At 36.1% G+C, this 21,306-nt stretch carries 20 protein-coding genes, 1 other RNA gene and 1 pseudogene; 17 read left to right on the top strand and 5 right to left on the bottom strand.

All coding sequences use genetic code 11. The annotated features are described in order from the left end of the window. Nucleotides 1-20 precede the first annotated feature (20 nt). Nucleotides 21-1,316 carry a phosphopyruvate hydratase gene (eno, locus tag GFJ36_RS26215; RefSeq protein WP_000103948.1) on the top strand — a complete coding sequence of 432 codons (1,296 nt, stop codon included), beginning with the start codon at nucleotides 21-23 and terminating at the stop codon, nucleotides 1,314-1,316. 50 nt (nucleotides 1,317-1,366) lie between these two features. Here eno and GFJ36_RS26210 read toward each other — a convergent pair whose 3' ends face one another. Further along, the gene (locus GFJ36_RS26210) at nucleotides 1,367-2,317 is read right to left on the bottom strand and encodes a nucleoside hydrolase (protein ID WP_088064783.1); all 951 of its coding nucleotides are present in this window, start codon (nucleotides 2,315-2,317) and stop codon (nucleotides 1,367-1,369) included. A 335-nt stretch (nucleotides 2,318-2,652) separates the two neighbouring features. Here GFJ36_RS26210 and GFJ36_RS26205 point away from each other — a divergent pair, with 335 nt between their 5' ends. The 13 genes from GFJ36_RS26205 to alo all read left to right on the top strand — a co-directional run bounded on the left by GFJ36_RS26205 (nucleotide 2,653) and on the right by alo (nucleotide 16,041). After that, complete coding sequence (locus GFJ36_RS26205; protein WP_075309614.1) at nucleotides 2,653-3,021, top strand: CidA/LrgA family holin-like protein; 369 nt, start codon at nucleotides 2,653-2,655, stop codon at nucleotides 3,019-3,021. Continuing rightward, nucleotides 3,018-3,710: an LrgB family protein gene (locus tag GFJ36_RS26200; protein WP_000078299.1), complete on the top strand. Its 693-nt coding sequence runs from the start codon at nucleotides 3,018-3,020 to the stop codon at nucleotides 3,708-3,710. Before GFJ36_RS26205 ends, GFJ36_RS26200 begins: the two co-directional genes overlap by 4 nt. Nucleotides 3,711-3,804: 94 nt before the next feature. Then, complete coding sequence (secG, locus tag GFJ36_RS26195) at nucleotides 3,805-4,038, top strand: preprotein translocase subunit SecG (RefSeq protein ID WP_000557263.1); 234 nt, start codon at nucleotides 3,805-3,807, stop codon at nucleotides 4,036-4,038. Nucleotides 4,039-4,199: 161 nt separating this feature from the next. Continuing rightward, nucleotides 4,200-4,940: a carboxylesterase gene (gene estA, locus GFJ36_RS26190; RefSeq protein WP_000761972.1), complete on the top strand. Its 741-nt coding sequence runs from the start codon at nucleotides 4,200-4,202 to the stop codon at nucleotides 4,938-4,940. Between the two features lie 142 nt (nucleotides 4,941-5,082). Further along, nucleotides 5,083-7,515 carry a ribonuclease R gene (gene rnr / locus GFJ36_RS26185; RefSeq protein ID WP_097889580.1) on the top strand — a complete coding sequence of 811 codons (2,433 nt, stop codon included), beginning with the start codon at nucleotides 5,083-5,085 and terminating at the stop codon, nucleotides 7,513-7,515. Nucleotides 7,516-7,763: 248 nt separating this feature from the next. Further along, the gene (gene smpB, locus GFJ36_RS26180) at nucleotides 7,764-8,231 is read left to right on the top strand and encodes an SsrA-binding protein (protein ID WP_001123922.1); all 468 of its coding nucleotides are present in this window, start codon (nucleotides 7,764-7,766) and stop codon (nucleotides 8,229-8,231) included. 125 nt (nucleotides 8,232-8,356) lie between these two features. After that, nucleotides 8,357-8,711: a transfer-messenger RNA gene (gene ssrA / locus GFJ36_RS26175) on the top strand. A gap of 367 nt (nucleotides 8,712-9,078) precedes the next feature. Then, nucleotides 9,079-9,756 carry a response regulator transcription factor gene (locus tag GFJ36_RS26170; protein WP_087983994.1) on the top strand — a complete coding sequence of 226 codons (678 nt, stop codon included), beginning with the start codon at nucleotides 9,079-9,081 and terminating at the stop codon, nucleotides 9,754-9,756. A 369-nt stretch (nucleotides 9,757-10,125) separates the two neighbouring features. Next, entirely contained in the window at nucleotides 10,126-11,139 is a 1,014-nt protein-coding gene (locus GFJ36_RS26165; protein WP_087983993.1) for a siderophore ABC transporter substrate-binding protein, read from the top strand. Between the two features lie 19 nt (nucleotides 11,140-11,158). After that, on the top strand, nucleotides 11,159-12,175 hold the full coding sequence (locus tag GFJ36_RS26160; RefSeq protein ID WP_046955599.1) for an ABC transporter permease: 1,017 nt from the start codon (nucleotides 11,159-11,161) through the stop codon (nucleotides 12,173-12,175). Further along, nucleotides 12,172-13,236 carry an iron chelate uptake ABC transporter family permease subunit gene (locus GFJ36_RS26155; protein ID WP_000631136.1) on the top strand — a complete coding sequence of 355 codons (1,065 nt, stop codon included), beginning with the start codon at nucleotides 12,172-12,174 and terminating at the stop codon, nucleotides 13,234-13,236. Before GFJ36_RS26160 ends, GFJ36_RS26155 begins: the two co-directional genes overlap by 4 nt. Further along, nucleotides 13,233-13,985 carry an iron ABC transporter ATP-binding protein gene (locus tag GFJ36_RS26150; protein WP_000590056.1) on the top strand — a complete coding sequence of 251 codons (753 nt, stop codon included), beginning with the start codon at nucleotides 13,233-13,235 and terminating at the stop codon, nucleotides 13,983-13,985. Before GFJ36_RS26155 ends, GFJ36_RS26150 begins: the two co-directional genes overlap by 4 nt. A gap of 517 nt (nucleotides 13,986-14,502) precedes the next feature. Beyond that, complete coding sequence (gene alo, locus GFJ36_RS26145) at nucleotides 14,503-16,041, top strand: anthrolysin O/cereolysin O family cholesterol-dependent cytolysin Alo (RefSeq protein WP_088064781.1); 1,539 nt, start codon at nucleotides 14,503-14,505, stop codon at nucleotides 16,039-16,041. A 51-nt stretch (nucleotides 16,042-16,092) separates the two neighbouring features. Here the strand turns inward: alo and GFJ36_RS26140 are convergent. From GFJ36_RS26140 to GFJ36_RS26130, 3 genes and pseudogenes are all read right to left on the bottom strand, one after another. Continuing rightward, a pseudogene (locus GFJ36_RS26140) lies at nucleotides 16,093-17,368 on the bottom strand (purine/pyrimidine permease). 127 nt (nucleotides 17,369-17,495) lie between these two features. Next, a complete protein-coding gene (gene cynS / locus GFJ36_RS26135) occupies nucleotides 17,496-17,945 on the bottom strand; it encodes a cyanase (protein ID WP_029443571.1) in 450 nt (149 codons plus the stop codon). Between the two features lie 55 nt (nucleotides 17,946-18,000). Beyond that, nucleotides 18,001-18,582: a beta-class carbonic anhydrase gene (locus GFJ36_RS26130; protein WP_076541667.1), complete on the bottom strand. Its 582-nt coding sequence runs from the start codon at nucleotides 18,580-18,582 to the stop codon at nucleotides 18,001-18,003. Nucleotides 18,583-18,749: 167 nt separating this feature from the next. Here GFJ36_RS26130 and GFJ36_RS26125 point away from each other — a divergent pair, with 167 nt between their 5' ends. Continuing rightward, on the top strand, nucleotides 18,750-19,181 hold the full coding sequence (locus GFJ36_RS26125) for an Lrp/AsnC family transcriptional regulator (protein WP_002008929.1): 432 nt from the start codon (nucleotides 18,750-18,752) through the stop codon (nucleotides 19,179-19,181). 283 nt (nucleotides 19,182-19,464) lie between these two features. Next, nucleotides 19,465-19,899 carry an Lrp/AsnC family transcriptional regulator gene (locus GFJ36_RS26120; RefSeq protein ID WP_002096215.1) on the top strand — a complete coding sequence of 145 codons (435 nt, stop codon included), beginning with the start codon at nucleotides 19,465-19,467 and terminating at the stop codon, nucleotides 19,897-19,899. Between the two features lie 40 nt (nucleotides 19,900-19,939). Here the strand turns inward: GFJ36_RS26120 and GFJ36_RS26115 are convergent, their stop codons facing one another. Beyond that, nucleotides 19,940-20,497 (bottom strand): cysteine hydrolase family protein, encoded by a 558-nt coding sequence (locus tag GFJ36_RS26115; RefSeq protein WP_088064779.1) that lies wholly within the window; start codon nucleotides 20,495-20,497, stop codon nucleotides 19,940-19,942. Between the two features lie 294 nt (nucleotides 20,498-20,791). Here GFJ36_RS26115 and psiE point away from each other — a divergent pair, with 294 nt between their 5' ends. Continuing rightward, the gene (psiE, locus tag GFJ36_RS26110) at nucleotides 20,792-21,196 is read left to right on the top strand and encodes a phosphate-starvation-inducible protein PsiE (protein WP_000834706.1); all 405 of its coding nucleotides are present in this window, start codon (nucleotides 20,792-20,794) and stop codon (nucleotides 21,194-21,196) included. Nucleotides 21,197-21,306: the final 110 nt, after the last annotated feature.

The raw sequence follows: 21,306 nt of genomic DNA, 5'->3' as shown, positions 1-21,306 counted from the left end.
TAAAAAGGAGAGAATTTATTATGTCAACAATTATTGATGTTTATGCTCGCGAAGTCCTTGACTCTCGTGGTAACCCAACTGTAGAAGTAGAAGTTTACACAGAAAGCGGCGCTTTCGGACGCGCTATCGTACCAAGTGGTGCATCTACTGGTGAGCACGAAGCAGTAGAATTACGTGACGGTGACAAATCTCGTTACCTTGGTAAAGGTGTTCTAAATGCAGTAAACAACGTTAACGAAGCAATCGCTCCAGAAATCGTTGGTTTCGACGTAACTGACCAAGCTGGTATCGACCGTGCTATGATCGAATTAGATGGCACTCCAAACAAAGGTAAACTAGGCGCTAACGCTATCCTTGGTGTATCTATGGCAGTAGCTCACGCAGCAGCTGACTTCGTAGGTCTTCCATTATACCGTTACCTTGGTGGATTCAATGCAAAACAATTACCAACTCCAATGATGAACATCATCAACGGTGGTTCTCACGCTGATAACAACGTAGACTTCCAAGAGTTCATGATCTTACCAGTTGGTGCTCCAACATTCAAAGAATCAATCCGTATGGGTGCTGAAGTATTCCATGCACTTAAAGCTGTATTACATGACAAAGGTCTTAACACTGCAGTAGGTGACGAAGGTGGATTCGCTCCAAACCTTGGTTCTAACCGTGAAGCATTAGAAGTAATCATCGAAGCTATCGAAAAAGCTGGTTACAAAGCTGGCGAGAACGTATTCTTAGGAATGGACGTTGCTTCTTCTGAGTTCTACAACAAAGAAACTGGTAAATATGACCTTGCAGGCGAAGGCCGTACTGGCTTAACTTCTGCAGAAATGGTTGATTTCTACGAAGAGCTTTGCAAAGACTTCCCAATCATCTCTATCGAAGATGGTTTAGACGAAAACGACTGGGATGGTCACAAATTATTAACTGAGCGTATCGGTGATAAAGTACAATTAGTTGGTGACGACTTATTCGTAACTAACACTCAAAAACTTGCTGAAGGTATCGAAAAAGGTATCTCTAACTCAATCTTAATTAAAGTTAACCAAATCGGTACTTTAACTGAGACTTTCGAAGCTATCGAAATGGCTAAACGTGCTGGTTACACAGCAGTTGTATCTCACCGTTCTGGTGAAACTGAAGATGCTACAATCGCTGACATCGCAGTTGCAACTAACGCTGGCCAAATCAAAACTGGTTCTATGAGCCGTACTGACCGTATTGCTAAGTACAACCAATTATTACGCATCGAAGACGAACTAGGCGAAATCGCTGTTTACGATGGTATCAAATCTTTCTACAACATCAAACGATAATTGTAGAAAATAACGACAGACCGTGAGAAATCACGGTCTGTTTTTTTATGTTAAAATTGCTCACCCGTCATAAGTGACATGAAATGTTTAAAGAAGCAGTTATAATCAAAATCAATTGCGATTTGATGACTCGGCCAATCAATAAATGGCTTAGATTCTCCTAAAGAACGAAATTCCCCTATGCTTGTTCCTTGTGCATAAGATTCTGTCATGACAACGATAGGTGACTTGTGATATGTAAACATAGAGTTATCAAGTAAAGCGAGTATTGGCATTGTGTCATGGAAGGGGCTCCCCTTTAAATGCGGTAAGGCGTCTTTATAATATCCGTAGTAATAATGATTGAATAACGGTTTGACGAGTGGGGCTTTTCCTTTTGCTTCAATGTATTCAGCCATTTCTGGTGTAATGATGGAATACTGAGTGACGTTTAATGGATAGATGTACATGTTAGGTGAGGATTGAAGGACTATATTAGCAGCAGTAGGATCGCCATAAAAGTTTGCTTCGGAAATAGGGGTAACATTACCAGGATGTAAAAAGGCACCGCCCATTACGTAGTAAGATTTAACTTGCTTCATGAGCTGTTTACATAAGATGAATAAAATTGCTAGGGAGGTAAGTCTGCCTAAACTAACAATGATTAATTCATCTTTATACTGTTCAATAAGAGGAATGACTTCGAAAAAATTCTCCATTTCTCCGTTAGTCACATGTCCCTTTGGAATAATTGGCCCGAGCCCTTGTTTCCCGTGTACTTCCGTAAAGAAAGCAGGAGGGGCGCCAGTAAGTGGGCGTTCTGATCCACCAAATATCTTGATATTTCTATCCTTTGCTTCGTTCTTAAGAAAATGAGCGTTTTGTACGGCCATTTCTTTTGGAACATTGCCGTAATCAGCAACAATGCCGACGATTTCTATTTCATCAATAAAGAATGCTAAGAGGAGAGCCATCGTATCATCAATCCCAGGATCACAAAAAATAAGAACTTTTTTTGGCATATGTTCACCACCTATCTTGTTTATCCCGTAAAAGCCTGATTGTAGGGATGAAGAAAACCACCACTAATGAAAGTTTCACTTTATATATATGTAAGCTTAAGGATAAAAAGATTATTTTATTGAAATAACAACGTTATAAATTCAGAAAATAAAAACTTTTTATATTAGGTCAAGGTTTTTGACTTAATTTCTATGCGGAAATCCAGTCATATCAAGGTTGTAAGCGTCTAACATAAGCTGTTTTTGCTGTCAAGTTGATAAATTGCAGCTTTTTACAATTTATACTATGATAAAGATATTAAGAGAAGATCGTATAAACATGAGGGATGATGAACATGAAATTTACAAAGATTCTTGTCCAAATTGCTGCTCTTTACGTCTTGTATATGGTTGGAACTTGGTTACAAGAAGTGTTAAATATTCCGATTCCAGGAAGTTTGATTGGAATGTTCCTCTTACTTGTTTTACTTAGCCTAAAAGTCCTTCCAGTGAAATGGTTCGATTTAGGAGCAGAAACACTCGTTGCTATTATGCCGTTTTTATTAATTCCGCCAACACTTGGCCTAATGAATTACGGTGCTTTTTTTATGAGTAAAGGAATTTCTCTTTTCATTACAATTGTAGCGAGTACATTTTTAATTATTATTGTCGCAGGACATACAGGACAATATCTTGCGAATAGAAAGGAAAGAGAGTCGCGATGAGCCAAATATTAATCGGAATCGGTTGGGTTCTTTTTACGGTGCTATTATACCAATTATCTAAAAAAATCTATAAATTATTTCCAACACCATTCACCATTCCAATGCTTGTAGCAACAGGATTAATGGCTTTCTTATTTATCATGCTTGATATACCATATCAACATTATATGGAAAGCGGTGGTGGCTGGATTGCAAAACTGCTCGGACCCGGTGTTGTAGCATTTGCAATTCCTCTTTATAAGCAACGTCACGTTCTGCAAAAATATGTTGTACCGATTGCTGGTGGCGTATTAGTAGGGACAACAGTTGCAATCGCAAGTGATTTTGCCATTGCATCACTTATGGGAACAGATAAAAGCTTAATTTTATCTTCTTTACCAAAGTCGGTGACAATGCCAGTTGCGATGAGTGTTTCAGAGCAAGTTGGTGGTGTACCGTCATTAACAGCAGCTTTCGTTGTTATCGCAGGTATTACTGGAACGATTACCGGCCCACTTTTATTAAAATGGAGCCGCGTTACAAACTCAGTTGGTAAAGGTATCGGATTTGGATGTGCTTCTCATATTATGGGTGTAATGAGAGCGATGAAAAATAATGAACATGAAGGTGTTATTGGATCGGTAACAATGACATTAACAGCAATTTTGACATGTTTGCTCGGGCCGTTATTTGCAATGATGTTTATGTAATAGAAGAAAAGCGAGAGCGACTCTATAGCTCTCGCTTTTCTATAGAATTTATGCTACAGTTAAAATAACTGAATCTTTGTAGGAGGTACGCCAAGTGCATACGTTATTATCCGTTTTACTTATTATTGTATCGATTTTAATGATTGTTATGGTACTTATGCAGTCTAGTAATAGCTCAGGCCTTTCAGGTGCAATTTCAGGCGGTGCAGAGCAATTATTTGGTAAGCAAAAAGCACGTGGAATTGAAGCGGTATTAAACCGTATTACAATTGTTTTAGCTGTTCTATTCTTCGTATTAACAATTGCTGTTACGTACTTAAATTTATAGAATTGAAAGAAGAAGCGTTAGTAAGATGTACTAATGGTTCTTCTTTTTTTATTTTGCCATTTGAAAGATGTTTCTAATTAGATTATAGAAATATAAATATGGTACACTAGATATAGAAAGAATACGACTAGATTACAGAAGAGAAAGAGGAGAAGTACATGATGAAATTAGCATCTCCGAAACCATTTACATTTGAGGGTGGAGACCGCGCTGTTTTATTACTACATGGTTTCACAGGAAACTCAGCTGATGTACGTATGTTAGGGCGTTTCTTAGAGAAGAAAGGCTACACTTGTCATGCGCCAATTTATAAAGGGCACGGTGTACCACCAGAAGAGCTTGTTCATACAGGTCCTGAAGATTGGTGGCAAGACGTAATGGAGGCATATCAGCTTTTAAAAGATAAAGGCTTTGAGAAAATTGCTGTTGTTGGATTATCACTTGGCGGCGTATTTTCTTTAAAATTAGGTTATACAGTACCTGTTTTAGGTGTAGTACCAATGTGTGCACCAATGTATATTAAGAGTGAAGAAACGATGTACCAAGGTATATTGGCATATGCCCGCGAATATAAAAACCGTGAGCAAAAATCACCAGAGCAAATCGAACAAGAAATGTTGGAATTCCAAAAGACACCGATGAATACATTAAAAGCATTACAACAATTAATTGCTGACGTACGTAACAATGTGGATATGATTTATGCACCTACATTTGTTGTACAAGCACGTCATGATGAAATGATTAATACAGATAGTGCTAACATTATTTATAACGGTGTAGAATCTACGTTAAAAGACATTAAATGGTATGAAGACTCTACGCATGTCATTACACTTGATAAGCAACGTGACGAGCTACATGAGGATGTATATAACTTCTTGGAGCAACTAGATTGGTAAGATCTAGTTGCCTCTTTTTTTCATAAGGAATTTTTTGTGAAAACTGTAAAAATCATTAGGGGAGTATTAAATTTTCGCTTTATACATCCCCAGTCTTTCGGATACACTAAATAATATAAGGGTTTAAAGGAGGTATTTCTGCTTGGAAGAAATCATACAAGAAAATATTGATAAGTTGTTGTTATTTATGAGAGAAGAAGCGTATAAACCGTTAACAATACAAGAGTTAGAAGAGGCATTTGGAATTGAAGGGTCTGAGGGCTTTAAAGATTTTGTAAAGGCACTTGTAATGATGGAAGAGAAGGGACTTGTTATTCGCACACGTAGTAACCGTTACGGTCTTCCTGAAAAGATGAATTTAGTACGCGGTAAATTAATTGGACATGCACGTGGCTTTGCATTCGTTGTACCAGAAGAGAAGAAAACGGGAGATGATGATCTTTTCATCCCACCTACAGAGTTAAACGGTGCACTTCATGGCGATACAGTATTAGCGCGTGTTAGCGCACAATCAAGTGGATCACGCCAAGAAGGTTCAATTGTACGTATTTTAGAGCGCGGCACGAAAGAACTAGTTGGTACATATACAGAATCGAAAAACTTTGGATTTGTTGTACCTGACAATAAGCGCTGGACGAGTGATATCTTTATCTTGAAAAGTGCATCAATGGGTGCTGTAGAAGGCCATAAAGTAGTTGTGAAAATTACGAGCTATCCAGAGAATCGTTTAAGTGCAGAAGGTGAAGTTATTCAAATTCTAGGTCATAAAAATGATCCAGGAGTAGATATTTTATCAGTTATTCATAAACATCATCTACCTTTAGTATTCCCTGAAGAAGTGATGGAGCATGCAAACAGTGTACCAGAAACGATTTCAGAAGAAGATTTAAAAGATCGCCGTGACCTGCGTGACCAAATGATTGTAACGATTGACGGTGCAGATGCGAAAGATTTAGATGACGCTGTTACAGTAACGAAGCTCGAGAACGGTAACTACAAGCTTGGCGTTCATATTGCGGATGTAAGTCATTACGTTCAAGAAGGTTCTCCAATTGATGTAGAAGCAGCGGAAAGAGCAACGAGTGTATATCTTGTTGACCGTGTAATTCCGATGATTCCGCATCGTCTATCTAACGGTATTTGTTCGTTAAACCCGAAAGTAGACCGTCTGACGTTATCTTGTGAAATGGAAATCAACAACTTAGGTGATGTTGTAAAGCATGAGATTTTCCAAAGTGTGATTAAAACGACAGAGCGTATGACGTATGCTGACGTAAGAAGCATTTTAGAAGATGAGGACGAAGAGTTAATCAAACGCTATGAGCCGCTCGTACCGATGTTTAAAGAGATGGGTCAATTGGCGCAGATTTTACGTGAAAAACGTATGCGCCGCGGTGCAATCGACTTTGACTTTAAAGAAGCGAAAGTATTAGTAGATGAAGAAGGTAAACCGACAGATGTTGTCATGCGTGATCGTTCTGTATCAGAGAAGTTAATTGAAGAATTTATGCTTGTTGCGAACGAAACAGTAGCAGAGCATTTCCACTGGATGAACGTACCATTCATGTACCGTGTCCATGAAGATCCGAAAGAAGATAAGCTGGAACGTTTCTTCGAGTTTGTAACAAACTTCGGATATGCAGTAAAAGGACGTGCGAATGAAATACATCCTCGTGCGCTGCAACAAATTCTTGAAATGGTTCAAGGACAGCCTGAAGAAGTAGTTATTTCAACAGTAATGCTTCGTTCAATGAAGCAAGCGCGTTACGATGCGGATAGCTTAGGACATTTCGGTTTATCAACTGAGTTCTACACACATTTCACATCACCAATTCGTCGTTACCCAGATACAATCGTTCATAGATTAATTCGTGAATACATCATTAACGGTAAAGTTGACAACGAAACACAAGCAAAATGGCGTGAAAACTTACCTGAAATTGCAGAGCATTCTTCTAATATGGAACGCCGTGCAGTTGAAGCAGAACGTGAAACAGACGAAATGAAAAAAGCAGAGTATATGGTTGATAAAATCGGCGAAGAGTATGATGGTATGATTAGCTCTGTAACAAACTTCGGTTTATTCGTAGAGCTTCCAAATACAATTGAAGGTCTTGTACATGTTAGCTACTTAACAGATGATTACTACCGTTATGACGAGAAACATTTTGCAATGATCGGAGAACGTACAGGTAACGTATTCCGCATCGGAGACGAAATTACAATTCGCGTTATTAACGTAAATAAAGACGAGCGTGCAATCGACTTTGAAATCGTTGGCATGAAAGGTACGCCTCGTCGTAAGTTCAAAGATCGTCCAGTCGTTATCGAACAGCCAAGAACAGGCAGAAAGAAACGCGGTGGACGTAGCGAGCGCAGTGATGAGCGCGGCGGAGAACGTGGTACAGGTAGAAAATTCGACCGTGGTGGCAAAGGAAAAGGAAGAGGATCAGCTTCTGCTTCCACTTCCACGTCCGCTAGTCAGCCAGGGAAAAAAGATGGTAACGGTAAGAAGAAAAAAGCATTCTTCGAAAATGTACCAGGATTCAAGAAGAAAAAGAAAAAGCGTAAGTAAGAAAAGGAGGGCTTCGCTTTGATGAAAAGCGGGGCTTTTTCTTTTTTATTGGTGGCTTGAGAGCGGGCCACTTTCGCTTTTTGTTGGAATCCAGCTACAGTGGCTAGAATGTTCGGCGGCTTCGCTTCTTCCCGAGAGGCAAAGAGCGCCTCAAGGTCAGAAGCTCCATCCACCTCACATTCTGAGCGAGCCACTTTCGCTTTTTATTAACATTTGTTACAATAGTAAAAATAGAGGAGGGACGTTATATGCCAAAAGGTACAGGTAAGGTTATTGCACAAAATAAAAAAGCATTTCATGATTATTTCATCGAAGAAACATACGAGGCAGGGCTTGTCCTTCAAGGAACGGAAATTAAGTCGATTCGCGCTGGACGCGTGAACTTGAAAGATGCGTTTGCACGTGTGCATAATGGTGAAGTATGGGTACATAATATGCATATTAGTACATATGAGCAAGGGAATCGTTTCAACCATGATCCGCTTCGCACGAGAAAGTTACTTCTTCATAAAAAAGAAATTGAGAAGTTAACGGGTGCTTCAAAAGAAACAGGCTATGCATTAGTTCCAGTTAGAATTTATTTAAAAAATGGATTCGCGAAAATGGCACTTGGTTTAGCAAAAGGTAAAAAGCAATATGATAAGCGTAACGATTTAAAAGAAAAAGAAGCAAAACGTGAAATTGCACGCGCGTTCCGTGATCGTCAAAAGATGTAATACAGATATTTACATTTGTAAAACGACGCGCGTATGTTATAATAACTTATGTAAGATTGTTGCACATTGAAAAACAGCTCTTAGTAGTTATCACGATATTTCTTCGTATGCTCCATTTTTATCATGGGGACGTTACGGATTCGACAGGGATAGTTCGAGCTTAGGTTGCGAGTCGAGGGGATCGGCCTCGTTAAAACGTCAAAGCCTATAATTGGCAAACAAAACAATCTTTCTTTAGCTGCTTAATTGCACTAAAGGTTCCTCCCTCCATCGTCCATGTGGTAGGGTAAGGGACTCAAACTAAGTGGACTACGCCGGAGTTCGCCGTCTGAGGGCGAAGGAAGAGAACAATCAGACTAGCAACTTGGAAGCCTGTCGATAGGCCGAAGAGTTCGCGAAATGCTAATATATCGACTACACTCGTAGAAGCTTAAGTGCCGATATTTTTGGACGTGGGTTCGACTCCCACCGTCTCCACCAATACATATTTGGTGGTTTTTTTATTTTGTATGATATGAACCATAACTTTTCCAAATTGGCGAGGTTATGGTTCTTTTTGTTTTGTGGTTTTATAAAATGCTTAAGTTGATGAGGGGGAGGGCGGTACCCCTGAAACAGAAAATGAAGAAATAGTTATTGCTGATAAACAGGTATATACTATAGCTACCTTTAATGATTACATAATATGTATTTAAATCTTCATATCCTTTGTGTTTCTATTCACATCTATTGTAAGATTATATAGAGTTCTCCTAATAAGCTGTTACAATGGCCTTTTTTAGGGGTTTCATATTTATAAATTTAAAAATGTTTTTTTGAGATAAATTGAAGTAGAGGTGAACCATCGGTGAGGCAGGTGTTAGTAATTAAGAATGAACGGTCTTTAGCAAAAAAAATCGTAAGCGGTTTAACGCAAGAGGGCCATTTCATTTTAAAACTTCACAATGAAAACCAAGGTTTAAATATAGCATATGAACAAGATTGGGATATTATCATATTGGATTGGGATTCATTAAGTATATCGGGACCAGAAATTTGTAGACAAATACGACTTGTTAAAACGACACCGATCATTATTGTGACTGACAATATTTCTAGTAAGGATTGCATAGCAGGGCTACAAGCAGGAGCAGATGATTATATTAGAAAACCATTTGTGAAAGAAGAATTAGTAGCAAGGGTTCAAGCTATTTTAAGGAGAACTGACTATATCCAGCAAAATGAGACAAACTTTTTTCAATTTAAAGATCTCTTTGTTGATACATCTAGCAATATTGTGAAAAAAGGTAGCGAAAATCTCTCGCTTACGAAGCGCGAGTACGATTTACTTGTATTTTTAATTAAGAATAAAAATACAATATTGAGCCGTGAAATGCTTTTAAATCAAGTTTGGGGATATAACGTAGTAGTGAATCCAAATGTAGTAGACTTATATATTGGGTATGTAAGAAAAAAGTTAAAGTGTGAGAAGAGAGACAGGTATATTCAAACGATACATGGCAGAGGCTATTCAATGGTTGAATGATAAAAATAAGATAATAAAATAGTTTCTGTGAAATATGAAAAGAAGGAAACTATAAAAAGAAGATTGCTATTAGGAAATGGTCATTGTTTTGCAGTAGAAATCATGGTTCATAAGGTGCTCAATCTATTGATTAGCACGTGTGTGGACTGACTCTGGTGCGCATTAGATGAGGTTGTATCTAATTTATGTTTAATTTGATTAACTCACACCATTCACAAGATTTTCACAGAATTAATGACTATACTTATTTACAGGATGTTCAAATGAAAATGATTATCAATAGCAATTTAGATACATGAAAGTTACTATCTAATTCAATCTATGGACGTCATCATTTTCGAACTAAATTACATAATAAGGAGTATACGTATGAAAAAAACTATGCTTTTAAAATTAGTAAGTATTCTAGCAATTTTCACTTTAATGTTAGTAGCTTGCTCAGATTCAAGTAAGGAAACTTCGAAAGCTAATAAAGGTGATAGTAGTGATAAACCAAAAACGGTTGAAATCACTGATGCTCATGGAACTGTTAAAGTCCCTGTAAATCCAAAGAATGTAGTTGCTTTAGATAATAGAACGTTTGAAACTTTAGCTGATTGGGGAATTAAATTAGCGGCTGCTCCAAAGGATATCATGCCTGCGGATTCAGCATATAAAAAGGATGATTCAGTTAAAAATATCGGGAATCACCGCGAACCAAATCTTGAAATTATTGCAGCGGCAAACCCTGACCTTGTAATCGTTGGTCAAAGATTTGCTGATCATTACGAAGAAATCAAAAAATTAGTGCCAAATGCAGCTGTTATTGATCTTAATTTTGATGTTTCTGAGAAGGCTACTAAGCCTGGAGAAAACTTAGTAAAAGGACTTAAAGATTCTACAACTACTTTAGGAAAAATCTTTGCTAAAGATAAAGAAGCTAAACAATTAGTAGCTGATTTCGATAAATCTATTGAAAAAGCAAAATCTGCTTATAACGGAAAAGATAAAGTTATGAGTGTTATCGTTACTGGTGGAAATATTGGCTTTGCTGCGCCGCACTCTGGTCGCGTTTGGGGACCTATGTATGAAATTTTCGGTTGGACTCCAGCATTAGAAGTTTCGAATTCTACTGCAGGTCATAAAGGTGATGACGTTTCTGTTGAAGCTATCGCACAAACAAATCCTGATTGGCTTTTCGTATTAGATCGTGATGCTGCAACATCTGATGCAGCTAAGTCAGCTCCTGCTCAGGATGTTATTTCTAAATCACCAGCTCTTCAAAATACAACTGCTGTTTCTAAAAAACAAGTTATTTATGCACCAGCAGATACTTACACAAATGAATCAATTCAGACTTATATAGAGTTATTTGGAAATCTTGCAAAAACTTTAGCTAAGTAGTGTAAAGGGGTACGAAACAGTGTCAAAAAATATGATTTCTAGGGTTGAGAATATTTCTCAACCCCAGTTTTATAATCACAATAAAATATGGACAAAACCTTTTATAATAGCGGTTATAGTTGTTATAATTTTAGGGATTATATCACTGTTTACTGGAGTTTATGATATACGTGGACAAGAGGACGGAATGGAGATGTTTTTCATCACTCGTGTTCCGAGAACAGTTGCATTAATGCTTACTGGAGCTGCAATGGCAATGGCAGGGCTCGTAATGCAATTAATTACACAGAATCGTTTTGTTGAACCTACTACAACGGGGACGATTGAATGGTCAGGCTTAGGCCTGCTTTTTGTATATTTATTATTTCCTGCCCCGACTTTAGTTCAAAGAATGACTGGTGCAATCATTTTTTCTTTTATAGGAACTATGATTTTCTTTTTATTTTTAAGAAGAGTTAAACTTCGTTCTTCTTTAATTGTTCCAATTATTGGATTGATGCTTGGAGCAGTTATTTCTGCAGTGTCTACTTTTTTGGGACTCCTTTTTCAAATGACGCAAAGTATTGAAACTTGGTTCGTAGGTTCATTTGCTACTGTTCAGGTGGGAAGATATGAATATTTATGGCTGATTGTTATCGTTACTTTGTTTATTTTTATGTATGCTAATAGATTGACTTTAGCTGGACTAGGAGAAGATGTCGCAACAAGCCTTGGAGTTAATTACAATAGAATTGTTCTTTTTGGGACTGGTCTTATCTCTGTTGCTGTTGGAATTGTTGCAGCTGTTATTGGAAACTTACCTTTCTTGGGATTAATTGTTCCAAACATTGTTTCCATGTTTAGAGGGGATGATCTTAGGAGTAATTTACCTTGGGTATGTGTGATCGGAATGGGGACAATCACTGCCTGTGACATCATTTCTCGAACAATTATAAAGCCGTTTGAATTACCTGTTTCTTTAATACTTGCAACAGTGGGAGCGGTCGTGTTTATTACTATTCTATTGAGACGAAGAAAACCAAGGAGGCTGCGATGATCACATTAGATTATAGAAATAAAGAAAATGTCGAAGTCGATTCTAGCCTTCATAATGAAAGTAGATCAGCTAGTGCTTTTCGTTCTAAGAAGGAGGCAAGACGTTATTGGATTGTACTGACAACATTGATTGCTTTAGGTCTCCTTTCTTCATATGGACTTTTAGTTTATAACAATCCAGTTCCGATAGATTCACCTTCTTTTATCCCGGTTGTTAAGAGAAGGATAGTAGCTATTGTTGCAATGATTATTGCTGCAGTTTGCCATAGTTTATCGACAGTCGCTTTCCAATCTATTACAAATAATAAGATTATTACTCCTTCACTTTTAGGTTTCGAATCACTTTATTCAGCAATTCAAACGAGTACAATATTCTTCTTTGGTGCTAGTGCATTAATAAACTTTAATGGAATTGGATCATTTTTATTTCAAGTTGTTGTGATGGTCTTCATGAGTTTGATACTTTATGGGTGGTTACTTTCCGGTAAATACGGGAATTTACAACTTATGCTTTTAGTTGGAATTATTATTGGTACCGGGCTAAATTCTGTGTCAACTTTTATGAGAAAACTACTTGCGCCTTCAGAATTTGATATTTTACAAGCGAGATTATTTGGTTCTGTTAATCATGCAGACCCTGCATATTTTCCTGTTGTAATTCCTATGATCATAATTGTAGCGTTATTAATTTTTGCTCATTCTAAGAAGTTGAATGTTTTGTCACTAGGAAAGGATGTTGCTACTTCTTTTGGGGTTAAATATCAACCTAGTGTAATTTATACGCTTGTGTTAGTAGCTATTTTAATGTCTATCTCAACAGCTCTAATTGGGCCACTTACTTTCTACGGCTTTTTAGTAGCAACTTTGAGTTATCAGGCGGCGTCAACTTATGATCATAGATATATTTTCCCAATGGCTTTTGCTATAGGGTTTTTAATAATGACGAGTGCATACTTTTTAATGTATCATGTATTCCATGCTCAAGGTGTAGTTTCAGTTATTATTGAATTATTTGGTGGAATCATATTCTTAACTATAGTTTTAAGGAAGAGGGCTTTATGATAAAAATCGATAATGTTAAAAAGTTCTATACTGATAAGGTGAAAATAGGACCTTTGGATATTGAAATACCAAAAGCGGGCTTTACTTCTTTAATTGGACCAAATGGTGCTGGAAAGTCTACGACACTATTGATGATTGGAAGACTTTTAGATATGGATGAAGGCCAAATTCAAGTAGCGAATATGGATGTTTCTGAATCCAAATCAAAAGACTTAGCAAAAATTTTGACTATATTGCGACAAGAAAATCATTTTGTAACGAGGCTTACCGTTAGACAACTAGTTGGATTTGGGCGCTTTCCTTATTCAAAAGGAAGATTAACTAAAGAAGATGAGGTTATCATTTCTAAATATATCGATTTCTTAGATTTAACTAGTTTAGAGAATAGATATTTAGATGAGCTTTCTGGTGGTCAAAGACAAAGGGCATATGTAGCGATGGTATTGTGCCAAGAGACTGAATATGTGCTATTGGACGAGCCTCTGAACAACCTTGATGTTGCGCGCTCTGTTCAAATGATGGAGCATTTGAGGCGTGCAGCTAATGAATTCGGAAGAACAATTTTGACTGTTATGCATGACATAAATTTTGCAGCTAAATACTCTGATAAAATTTGTGCTATGAAAGATGGGCAAATTGCTGCTTTTGGAACAGTAGAAGAGGTTATGGACCCAACACTTTTGACAGATATTTTTGAAACAAAAATAGAGATTATTAATGGTCCTTATGGGCCGATCGCTGTTTATTAGTTACAAAATGAGTATGCAAAAAAAAGCTGCTGTCTATATTTTATAGGCAGCAGCTTTTTTAATGCGGTTGCCCATGATAACTCTTAATATTTCTGGCTGCTCGTAACAGTTCTGCATGTATTTCATTACTTCCGGTCCTGCGATGCTTCCAACAATAAACTTGTAAATTACTTATGAAATGCAAAGGAATGTTTCGTGTTTTCAAGTATTTACCAAACGAAAAATTTATCTCTGTATAACTTTTTATAAGAATTCAGCTTGTTTTTTTGTATGTAATATTGCATATAAGAGTGTATTGATAAAAGTGTAGGGGGTCACTATAATGAGGGCATAAAGATAAATCACATTTTCGTAGCAATAAAAAAGGAGGAAATAATATGGAAATCGCAATGGCAGTTTTGAAATTTATAGGTGGCGTAATCCCGTTAATTCAAGAACTTTTGAAAGCATTTATGTAGGTTTATTAGTTAGCTATCATTTATCAATCATTATCATATCTTACTAAAAAAAGAACGGGGTGATTTTTCTGAATATTAAGAAAAACACTAAAAGAAGAAAGTTCCTTGCGTGTTTATTAGTTAGTCTATGCACTATTAATTATTCATCTATTTCCTTCGCAGAAACACAAGTAGGTAATGCAACTGATGTAACCAAAAATGCTAGTGGCATTGATACTGGTATAGCAAATCTTAAATATAATAATCAAGAAGTTTTAGCTGTAAATGGTGATAAGGTAGAGAGTTTTGTTCCGAAAGAAAGTATCAATTCAAATGGTAAATTTGTAGTAGTGGAACGTGAGAAAAAATCAATTACAACTTCACCAGTCGATATTTCGATTATTGATTCTGTGGTGAATCGTACGTATCCAGGAGCGGTACAACTTGCAAATAAAGCTTTTGCAGACAATCAACCGAGTTTATTAGTGGCTAAGAGAAAGCCTTTGAATATTAGTATAGACTTACCTGGCATGAGAAAAGAAAATACAATTACTGTCCAAAATCCGACATATGGTAATGTGGCTGGAGCAGTAGATGATTTAGTATCTACTTGGAATGAAAAGTATTCTAAAACACATACGTTACCTGCAAGAATGCAGTATACAGAATCTATGGTTTATAGTAAATCACAAATCGCAAGTGCCCTTAACGTTAACGCTAAATATCTCGATAACAGTCTAAATATCGATTTTAATGCGGTTGCAAATGGAGAGAAGAAAGTGATGGTAGCGGCATATAAGCAAATATTTTATACCGTAAGTGCTGAACTACCTAACAATCCATCCGATCTTTTTGATAATAGTGTTACTTTTGGTGAGTTAACTCGTAAAGGTGTAAGCAATTCGGCTCCACCTGTTATGGTTTCAAATGTAGCTTATGGTAGAACTGTTTATGTAAAATTAGAAACAACATCTAAGAGTAAAGATGTACAAGCTGCTTTTAAAGCCTTACTTAAGAATAACAGCGTCGAAACGAGTGGACAGTATAAAGATATTTTTGAAGAAAGTACCTTTACTGCTGTAGTATTAGGCGGAGATGCGAAAGAGCATAACAAGGTTGTTACTAAAGATTTCAATGAAATCCGAAATATCATTAAAGATAATGCTGAATTAAGTCTTAAAAATCCAGCATATCCAATTTCATATACAAGCACTTTCTTAAAAGATAATGCAACTGCTGCTGTTCATAACAATACAGATTATATTGAGACGACAACTACAGAATATTCAAGTGCTAAAATGACACTTGATCATTACGGTGCTTACGTTGCTCAATTTGATGTATCTTGGGATGAATTCACATTTGATCAAAATGGGAAAGAAGTACTAACACATAAAACATGGGATGGTAGCGGCAGAGACAAAACAGCTCATTACTCTACAGTTATCCCTCTTCCACCAAATTCAAAAAATATAAAAATCGTAGCTAGAGAATGTACTGGTCTTGCATGGGAATGGTGGAGAACAATTATTAATGAACAAAATGTTCCATTAACAAATGAAATAAAAGTTTCAATTGGAGGAACAACATTATACCCAACGGCTAGTATTAGTCATTAGGTATAAAAAAGCGCCCTGTAATCAGGGCGCTTTTTTACTTAGTCACAAATTTTACTCTTTCCAAAACTGCTCTAGCAAAATAACGATTATAGTACCTACGAGTAATCCGTTACTTAAAACATATTGTAAGGAAGAAGGAACTCCGCTAAATGCACTTTCTGGAAGAAACATCCAAACTGATTAATAATGAAATTCCTAATATAGTTAATCGGCGTTGCTTTAATTCTTCACGTAAAATGGATTGAAATGCAATGCCTATTACTTGGACAAATGTAGCTAAAAGTGCAGAATTAGCAATAGGACCTGGTAGCAAGGATATAAAGTTTACAATTGAGGGGATAAAAGAAATACCTGCTAATATAAGACTTGCTATAAGAAACGACTTCACCTTTTTTTGACCTGTTAGTTGAATGAATCCTGCTGATGCAGGTAATGGTACAATTCCAATTGTAGAGAACAATGATGAGATAATATGTGATATACCTCCGACCCATACACCACGGTTCAGTGTTTGCTTTTCATTTTCTTTAGATAGGGGAGCCACTTGTTTTACAGCCGAAATAGCAGCAATTGTATTTGCAACTAAAAGAAAAGTAAATAAAGTTGCAGTTAGAGTCATTCCAATATCGAATCTAGGTGTCCCCCAAGCAAATACCTCTGGTAACTTAACTAGCGTTGTATGTGAAGGCATATGAGATGATTTTCCTAATACTGCATACAAAAGCCAACCACATGAAATTCCAAGTAACACAGCGTAACTTTTCATCCATCCTTTCCCTTTAATTGATAAGAAAGTAATAAGGGCAAAAACAAAGAGCGCAATAGTAGCTGTTGTATAGTCAGGATGAGTTGCAGGTCCTTGTAATCCCATCATTCCTTTTAGTAACACACCACTAAGCTGAAGAGATAATATTAAAAGAAAGGTTCCTGTAACCAAGGGTGTAAATAAACGTAAGATTCGATGAACAAGCCCTGTTATACCAAGAAAGAAGAGTAATATACCTGCAATAATTAATCCGCCTTCTAAAAGTTGCAACACGTCTTTTGCACTTTGTCCCTGATGCATAGCGACTTGTCCCAATATGACAAATATACTTACCCATGAACCGGCTGGCCCGTCCGCAATGGGGTAACGATGCCCAAACCACGCTTGTAGAAACGAACTTACTCCCACGACTAAAAAAGTCCGCTGCATTAATGTTGAGATATCTTCTATTGGTAAATGAAATATGCCACCAATAATGATAGGTAACGCAATTGCATTTGCTAATAGAAACACAAACCATTGTAGAATACTAAAACTCGTATCAAAGTGTTTTTTATTCATATTATTCTCCTTTGCCGAAAAAGAATCTCATAGTAAAAATCCATCCTTTCTACACAGTTAGATTAAAAAGGATGGATTTATTAAATCTATAAAATTATTTTAATTATATAGATAGATTTTTAATTAATTACCATGTACGGAATGGTAAGAATTTCCCATTAAGTGTAATCACGATACGAGGATCGCCACCTTTTGGATCTTCTTGTGTATCCACACCTAGGTTGAAGTTAATCGCACTCATTACACCTTCGCCCGCTTTTTCTAAGATTAACTCTCTAATAGTTGGTGCATATTGTAACATCATTTCATATAAACGATATGCAATCGGGTCAGTAGGAGGCATTTCCATTACTTGGCCACGAAGTGGAACTACTGTTAATGCTTGAACTACTTCTTCATCTAATTCTAATAGTTTACCGATTTTTTCTGCTTCTGGACGTGTCATTGTAGCTTGTCCTAATAACGCTGTTACAACCCAAGTCTCAGAGTTTTCACTTACTTTTGCAATTTCTTCCCAAGTTAACCCTTTTTTAATTTTTGCCGCTAGAATTTTTTGCGTAGCTTCTTGTCTATTCATATCTAATACTTGTCTTTTCATATCTCATAACTTCCCTTCATGTACGTAATAATTATTATTTTGCTTCACTATTTAACGCTTTATATCCATCAACCACTACATCTAATTTACCTGTGTGAGGGTCAATAACTAAACCGTGTACAGGAACATCTTTTGGAATAAGTGGGTGATTTCTTACTAAATCAACATTAGCTTGTGTTGAATCGCAAACATCATCGAATCCGAATAACCATTTTTTAAGGTCAACACCAGCATATTCAATCGCTGATAAAATTTCTGGTGAAGCTACTCCACGATCTAATATTTTTTGAAGTGTTCCTTTTGGATTCGTTTGGCTCGCACCACATCTATGGTGTCCAATAAGGAAGATTTCATCTGCATTTAAATCGTATACTGACGCGACAACACTTTGCATAACACTATCGAAAGCAGAAGCAATTTTACCACCTGCATTTCTGATGACTTTTGCATCACCATCGTGTATATCTAAAGCTTTTGGAAGTAGCTCAATTAAACGAGCATCCATGCAAGAAACAACAACCATACGTTTTTTAGGCATTTTTGTCGCTTCACGAGGAGCGTATTCCTTATTTTCTACAAATTGTTCATTGAACGATAGAATTTCTTGTAATAACATATTTGTAACCTCCTTTAAATCTAGATGTATTTTTTTGTTGCGTCCTCTATGTTATAAGTAAATATAACTGATAAATAATGTGATGTAAGAGGATAAACTAAGTATAGTGAATTGTATCGATAAGCAGAATAAGTTGGCGAAACACTTTCGGGCTTTCTACTTTCACGGTGAAAGGATTGGTTTATATCATTGATCAAACAGATTTTGAGATACTGAAATTATTAGGAGAAAACTCAAGAATACAATGGAAAGAGCTTGGCCAAAAAATACATATGACGGGGCAGGCCGTAGGAAATCGAATTCGAAGATTAGAGGATTTAGGGATTATTGAACAGTATACAATTGCAATAAACCGAATCAAATTAGGACAAGTAGTGACTGCATTTGTTACTTTGTTCGTAACAACAGCTAATCACCAAGAGTTTATGAATTTCTTTCAAGGAGAAGAAGGGATTTCTGAAGTACACCGTATAAGTGGTGAGGGGTGTTATTTATTAAAAACACATTTTGCGTCCAATGAAGACTTAGATAACTTTCTAGGACGACTATTAAAATACGGGAATTATCGTGTTAACTTATCAATAGGAAAGTTGAAATAAGGTTTCTTTTCCTTGGAGGGGATGGCAACATTATTTGCTAAACTTTATTTGTATAGAGATAATGAAGTCGTTTCATGTTTATCTTAAATAGTCAGAGCCTTACTACAATTTATGTGTAGTAAGGCTTTTTAAAGTTGTTAAAAAAATACATTGTAAGGAAGAAGGAAAGCCGTTAACAATAATGTAATTTCTAATAGAGTTAATTGATTGTATTGTAAAATTTTTTGAGATGAATTGTAGGGGGGAATGAATATCTTATAGAAGGGATTCTTATAGGAAGGGGATGTCCATGTTCGATTCAACAGATTTTAAAATTATAAAGTTACTACAAGAAAACGCTAGAATGAACTGGAAGGAAATTGGAGAGAGAGTACATTTGACTGGCCAGGCTGTTGGGAAACGAATTAATAAATTAGAAGAGGCAGGTGTCATTCAAAAATATACGATAGATATCGATAGGGCTAAGTTAGAAGGGTCTATTATGACGTTTGTTACACTATTTCTGCATGCACCACATTATCATAATCAAATTCAAACCTTTTTTGAAAAAACGGACGTAATTACTGAAATGTATCGTATAAGTGGCGATGGCTGTTATATCATGATTCTTCACACATCTTCACATCAACAATTAGAAGAGACTCTTGCAGATGTTTTACATTATGGTGATTATCGTATAAATACTGTCATTAAGACAATTGAAAAAAAGAAAGAATAACATATTTATCCTTTCTTTTTTTATATGGAAATGGAATTCTTTATTTGTTTTTGTTTATAAAATTGTTTGCTGACATGACTTTTGCATAAATATCACCAAACTCTAATGCGCTCATGAATGACTGATGAGCGTGTACTGCGGGGATTAGATTTCCTTGAAATTCTAAATCTTTTGTTGTACAAGCATCTTCAATTACAACACATTGAAATCCTAAATCACTGGCAGCACGTACTGTTGCATCAATACATACGTGAGTCATCATACCACAAATGACTAGTTGATCTATTTTTTCCTTCTTTAATGTTTCAAATAAATTGGTTCTTAAAAAACTGTTAGGGTGATGTTTTTGTATGACTCTTTCGTTAGCAATCGGTTGTACATCATCATGAATTTGAACACCTACTGTTTCAGGTAAGAAGAAAGTAGCTCCTTCATTGTTCGCAATATGTTGTACGTGAATAACTGTGTTATATTTTTCACGAAATACTTTCAAGACTTCTTGCGCTTTTTGTGCGGCTTTTTCAGGTTGATGCAATTCCATATTGCCGCCTTTAAAGTAATCATTTTGTATGTCGACTAATAGTAACGCTTCGTTCATAGTTAATCCCCCCACATATATTTGTACAGTACGTTGTTTGTACTGTACCGTTATTATATAAAGTGTAGGTATGTGCAGGTAATAATGTCATGAAACGATTTTGACGCATATAGTTTCATTGTGAAAAAGCTAAAAGATACAAAGTAAAGATTGGGGAAACGGCTATATTAAGCGTAAATATCAGGATGGTGAAGTGATAGTGAAAGAGGACGATCATATTTGATTTAACACTTTTGCTAGTATAATTTTGCTATAATAAATACGTACTTACACGAAGGGGAGTTTAAAGATAAAATGAAGTCGTTTAATATCGATCATCTTATAGCTAGTGTTTTGCAATGGATATTAAATATAGCTTTAATTATATTATCCATTGTGTTATCGATTTTCTTAGTGAATGAGACAATTACATTTGTGCAGTATATCTTTTCGGAAAAGGAGTATACATCGTATAAATTGGTTGAAAGTATTATCGTCTACTTCTTATACTTCGAGTTCATCGCATTGATTATTAAGTATTTTAAGTCGAATTATCATTTCCCGTTACGTTATTTTATTTATATCGGAATTACGGCGTTAATTCGTTTAATTATCGTATCTCATGAGGAACCGATGGAGACGTTGTTATATGCGGGATCCATTCTTGTTTTAGTCATTGCTTTATACATATCAAATATGAGAGATTTGAGAAAAGAGTAGTAGTGCAGACGTAAGTTTGCACTACTTTTTTACGTCTTGACATTCAAGTTACTTGAAAGTTTACAATGAAATTAGGGCGTTTGAAATTGAAAAAAATTGAGAAATTAAGT

The organism is Bacillus sp. EE-W1 (assembly GCF_009760835.1).
GTDB classification, from domain to species: Bacteria; Bacillota; Bacilli; order Bacillales; family Bacillaceae_G; genus Bacillus_A; species Bacillus_A wiedmannii.
This window is presented reverse-complemented; position numbering and strand designations above follow the sequence as displayed.

Excerpts from the sequence above, each read along its gene's own strand:
- GFJ36_RS26155 (WP_000631136.1), top strand. The coding sequence starts at position 12,172 with ATGATCACATTAGATTATAGAAATAAAGAAAATGTCGAAGTCGATTCT.
- GFJ36_RS26205 (WP_075309614.1), top strand. The coding sequence starts at position 2,653 with ATGAAATTTACAAAGATTCTTGTCCAAATTGCTGCTCTTTACGTCTTG.
- cynS (WP_029443571.1), bottom strand. The coding sequence starts at position 17,945 with ATGAATAGACAAGAAGCTACGCAAAAAATTCTAGCGGCAAAAATTAAA.
- GFJ36_RS26210 (WP_088064783.1), bottom strand. The coding sequence starts at position 2,317 with ATGCCAAAAAAAGTTCTTATTTTTTGTGATCCTGGGATTGATGATACG.
- psiE (WP_000834706.1), top strand. The coding sequence starts at position 20,792 with ATGAAGTCGTTTAATATCGATCATCTTATAGCTAGTGTTTTGCAATGG.
- GFJ36_RS26200 (WP_000078299.1), top strand. The coding sequence starts at position 3,018 with ATGAGCCAAATATTAATCGGAATCGGTTGGGTTCTTTTTACGGTGCTA.
- GFJ36_RS26115 (WP_088064779.1), bottom strand. The coding sequence starts at position 20,497 with ATGAACGAAGCGTTACTATTAGTCGACATACAAAATGATTACTTTAAA.
- eno (WP_000103948.1), top strand. The coding sequence starts at position 21 with ATGTCAACAATTATTGATGTTTATGCTCGCGAAGTCCTTGACTCTCGT.
- estA (WP_000761972.1), top strand. The coding sequence starts at position 4,200 with ATGAAATTAGCATCTCCGAAACCATTTACATTTGAGGGTGGAGACCGC.
- smpB (WP_001123922.1), top strand. The coding sequence starts at position 7,764 with ATGCCAAAAGGTACAGGTAAGGTTATTGCACAAAATAAAAAAGCATTT.
- GFJ36_RS26130 (WP_076541667.1), bottom strand. The coding sequence starts at position 18,582 with ATGTTATTACAAGAAATTCTATCGTTCAATGAACAATTTGTAGAAAAT.
- GFJ36_RS26165 (WP_087983993.1), top strand. The coding sequence starts at position 10,126 with ATGAAAAAAACTATGCTTTTAAAATTAGTAAGTATTCTAGCAATTTTC.
- GFJ36_RS26150 (WP_000590056.1), top strand. The coding sequence starts at position 13,233 with ATGATAAAAATCGATAATGTTAAAAAGTTCTATACTGATAAGGTGAAA.
- GFJ36_RS26120 (WP_002096215.1), top strand. The coding sequence starts at position 19,465 with ATGTCCATGTTCGATTCAACAGATTTTAAAATTATAAAGTTACTACAA.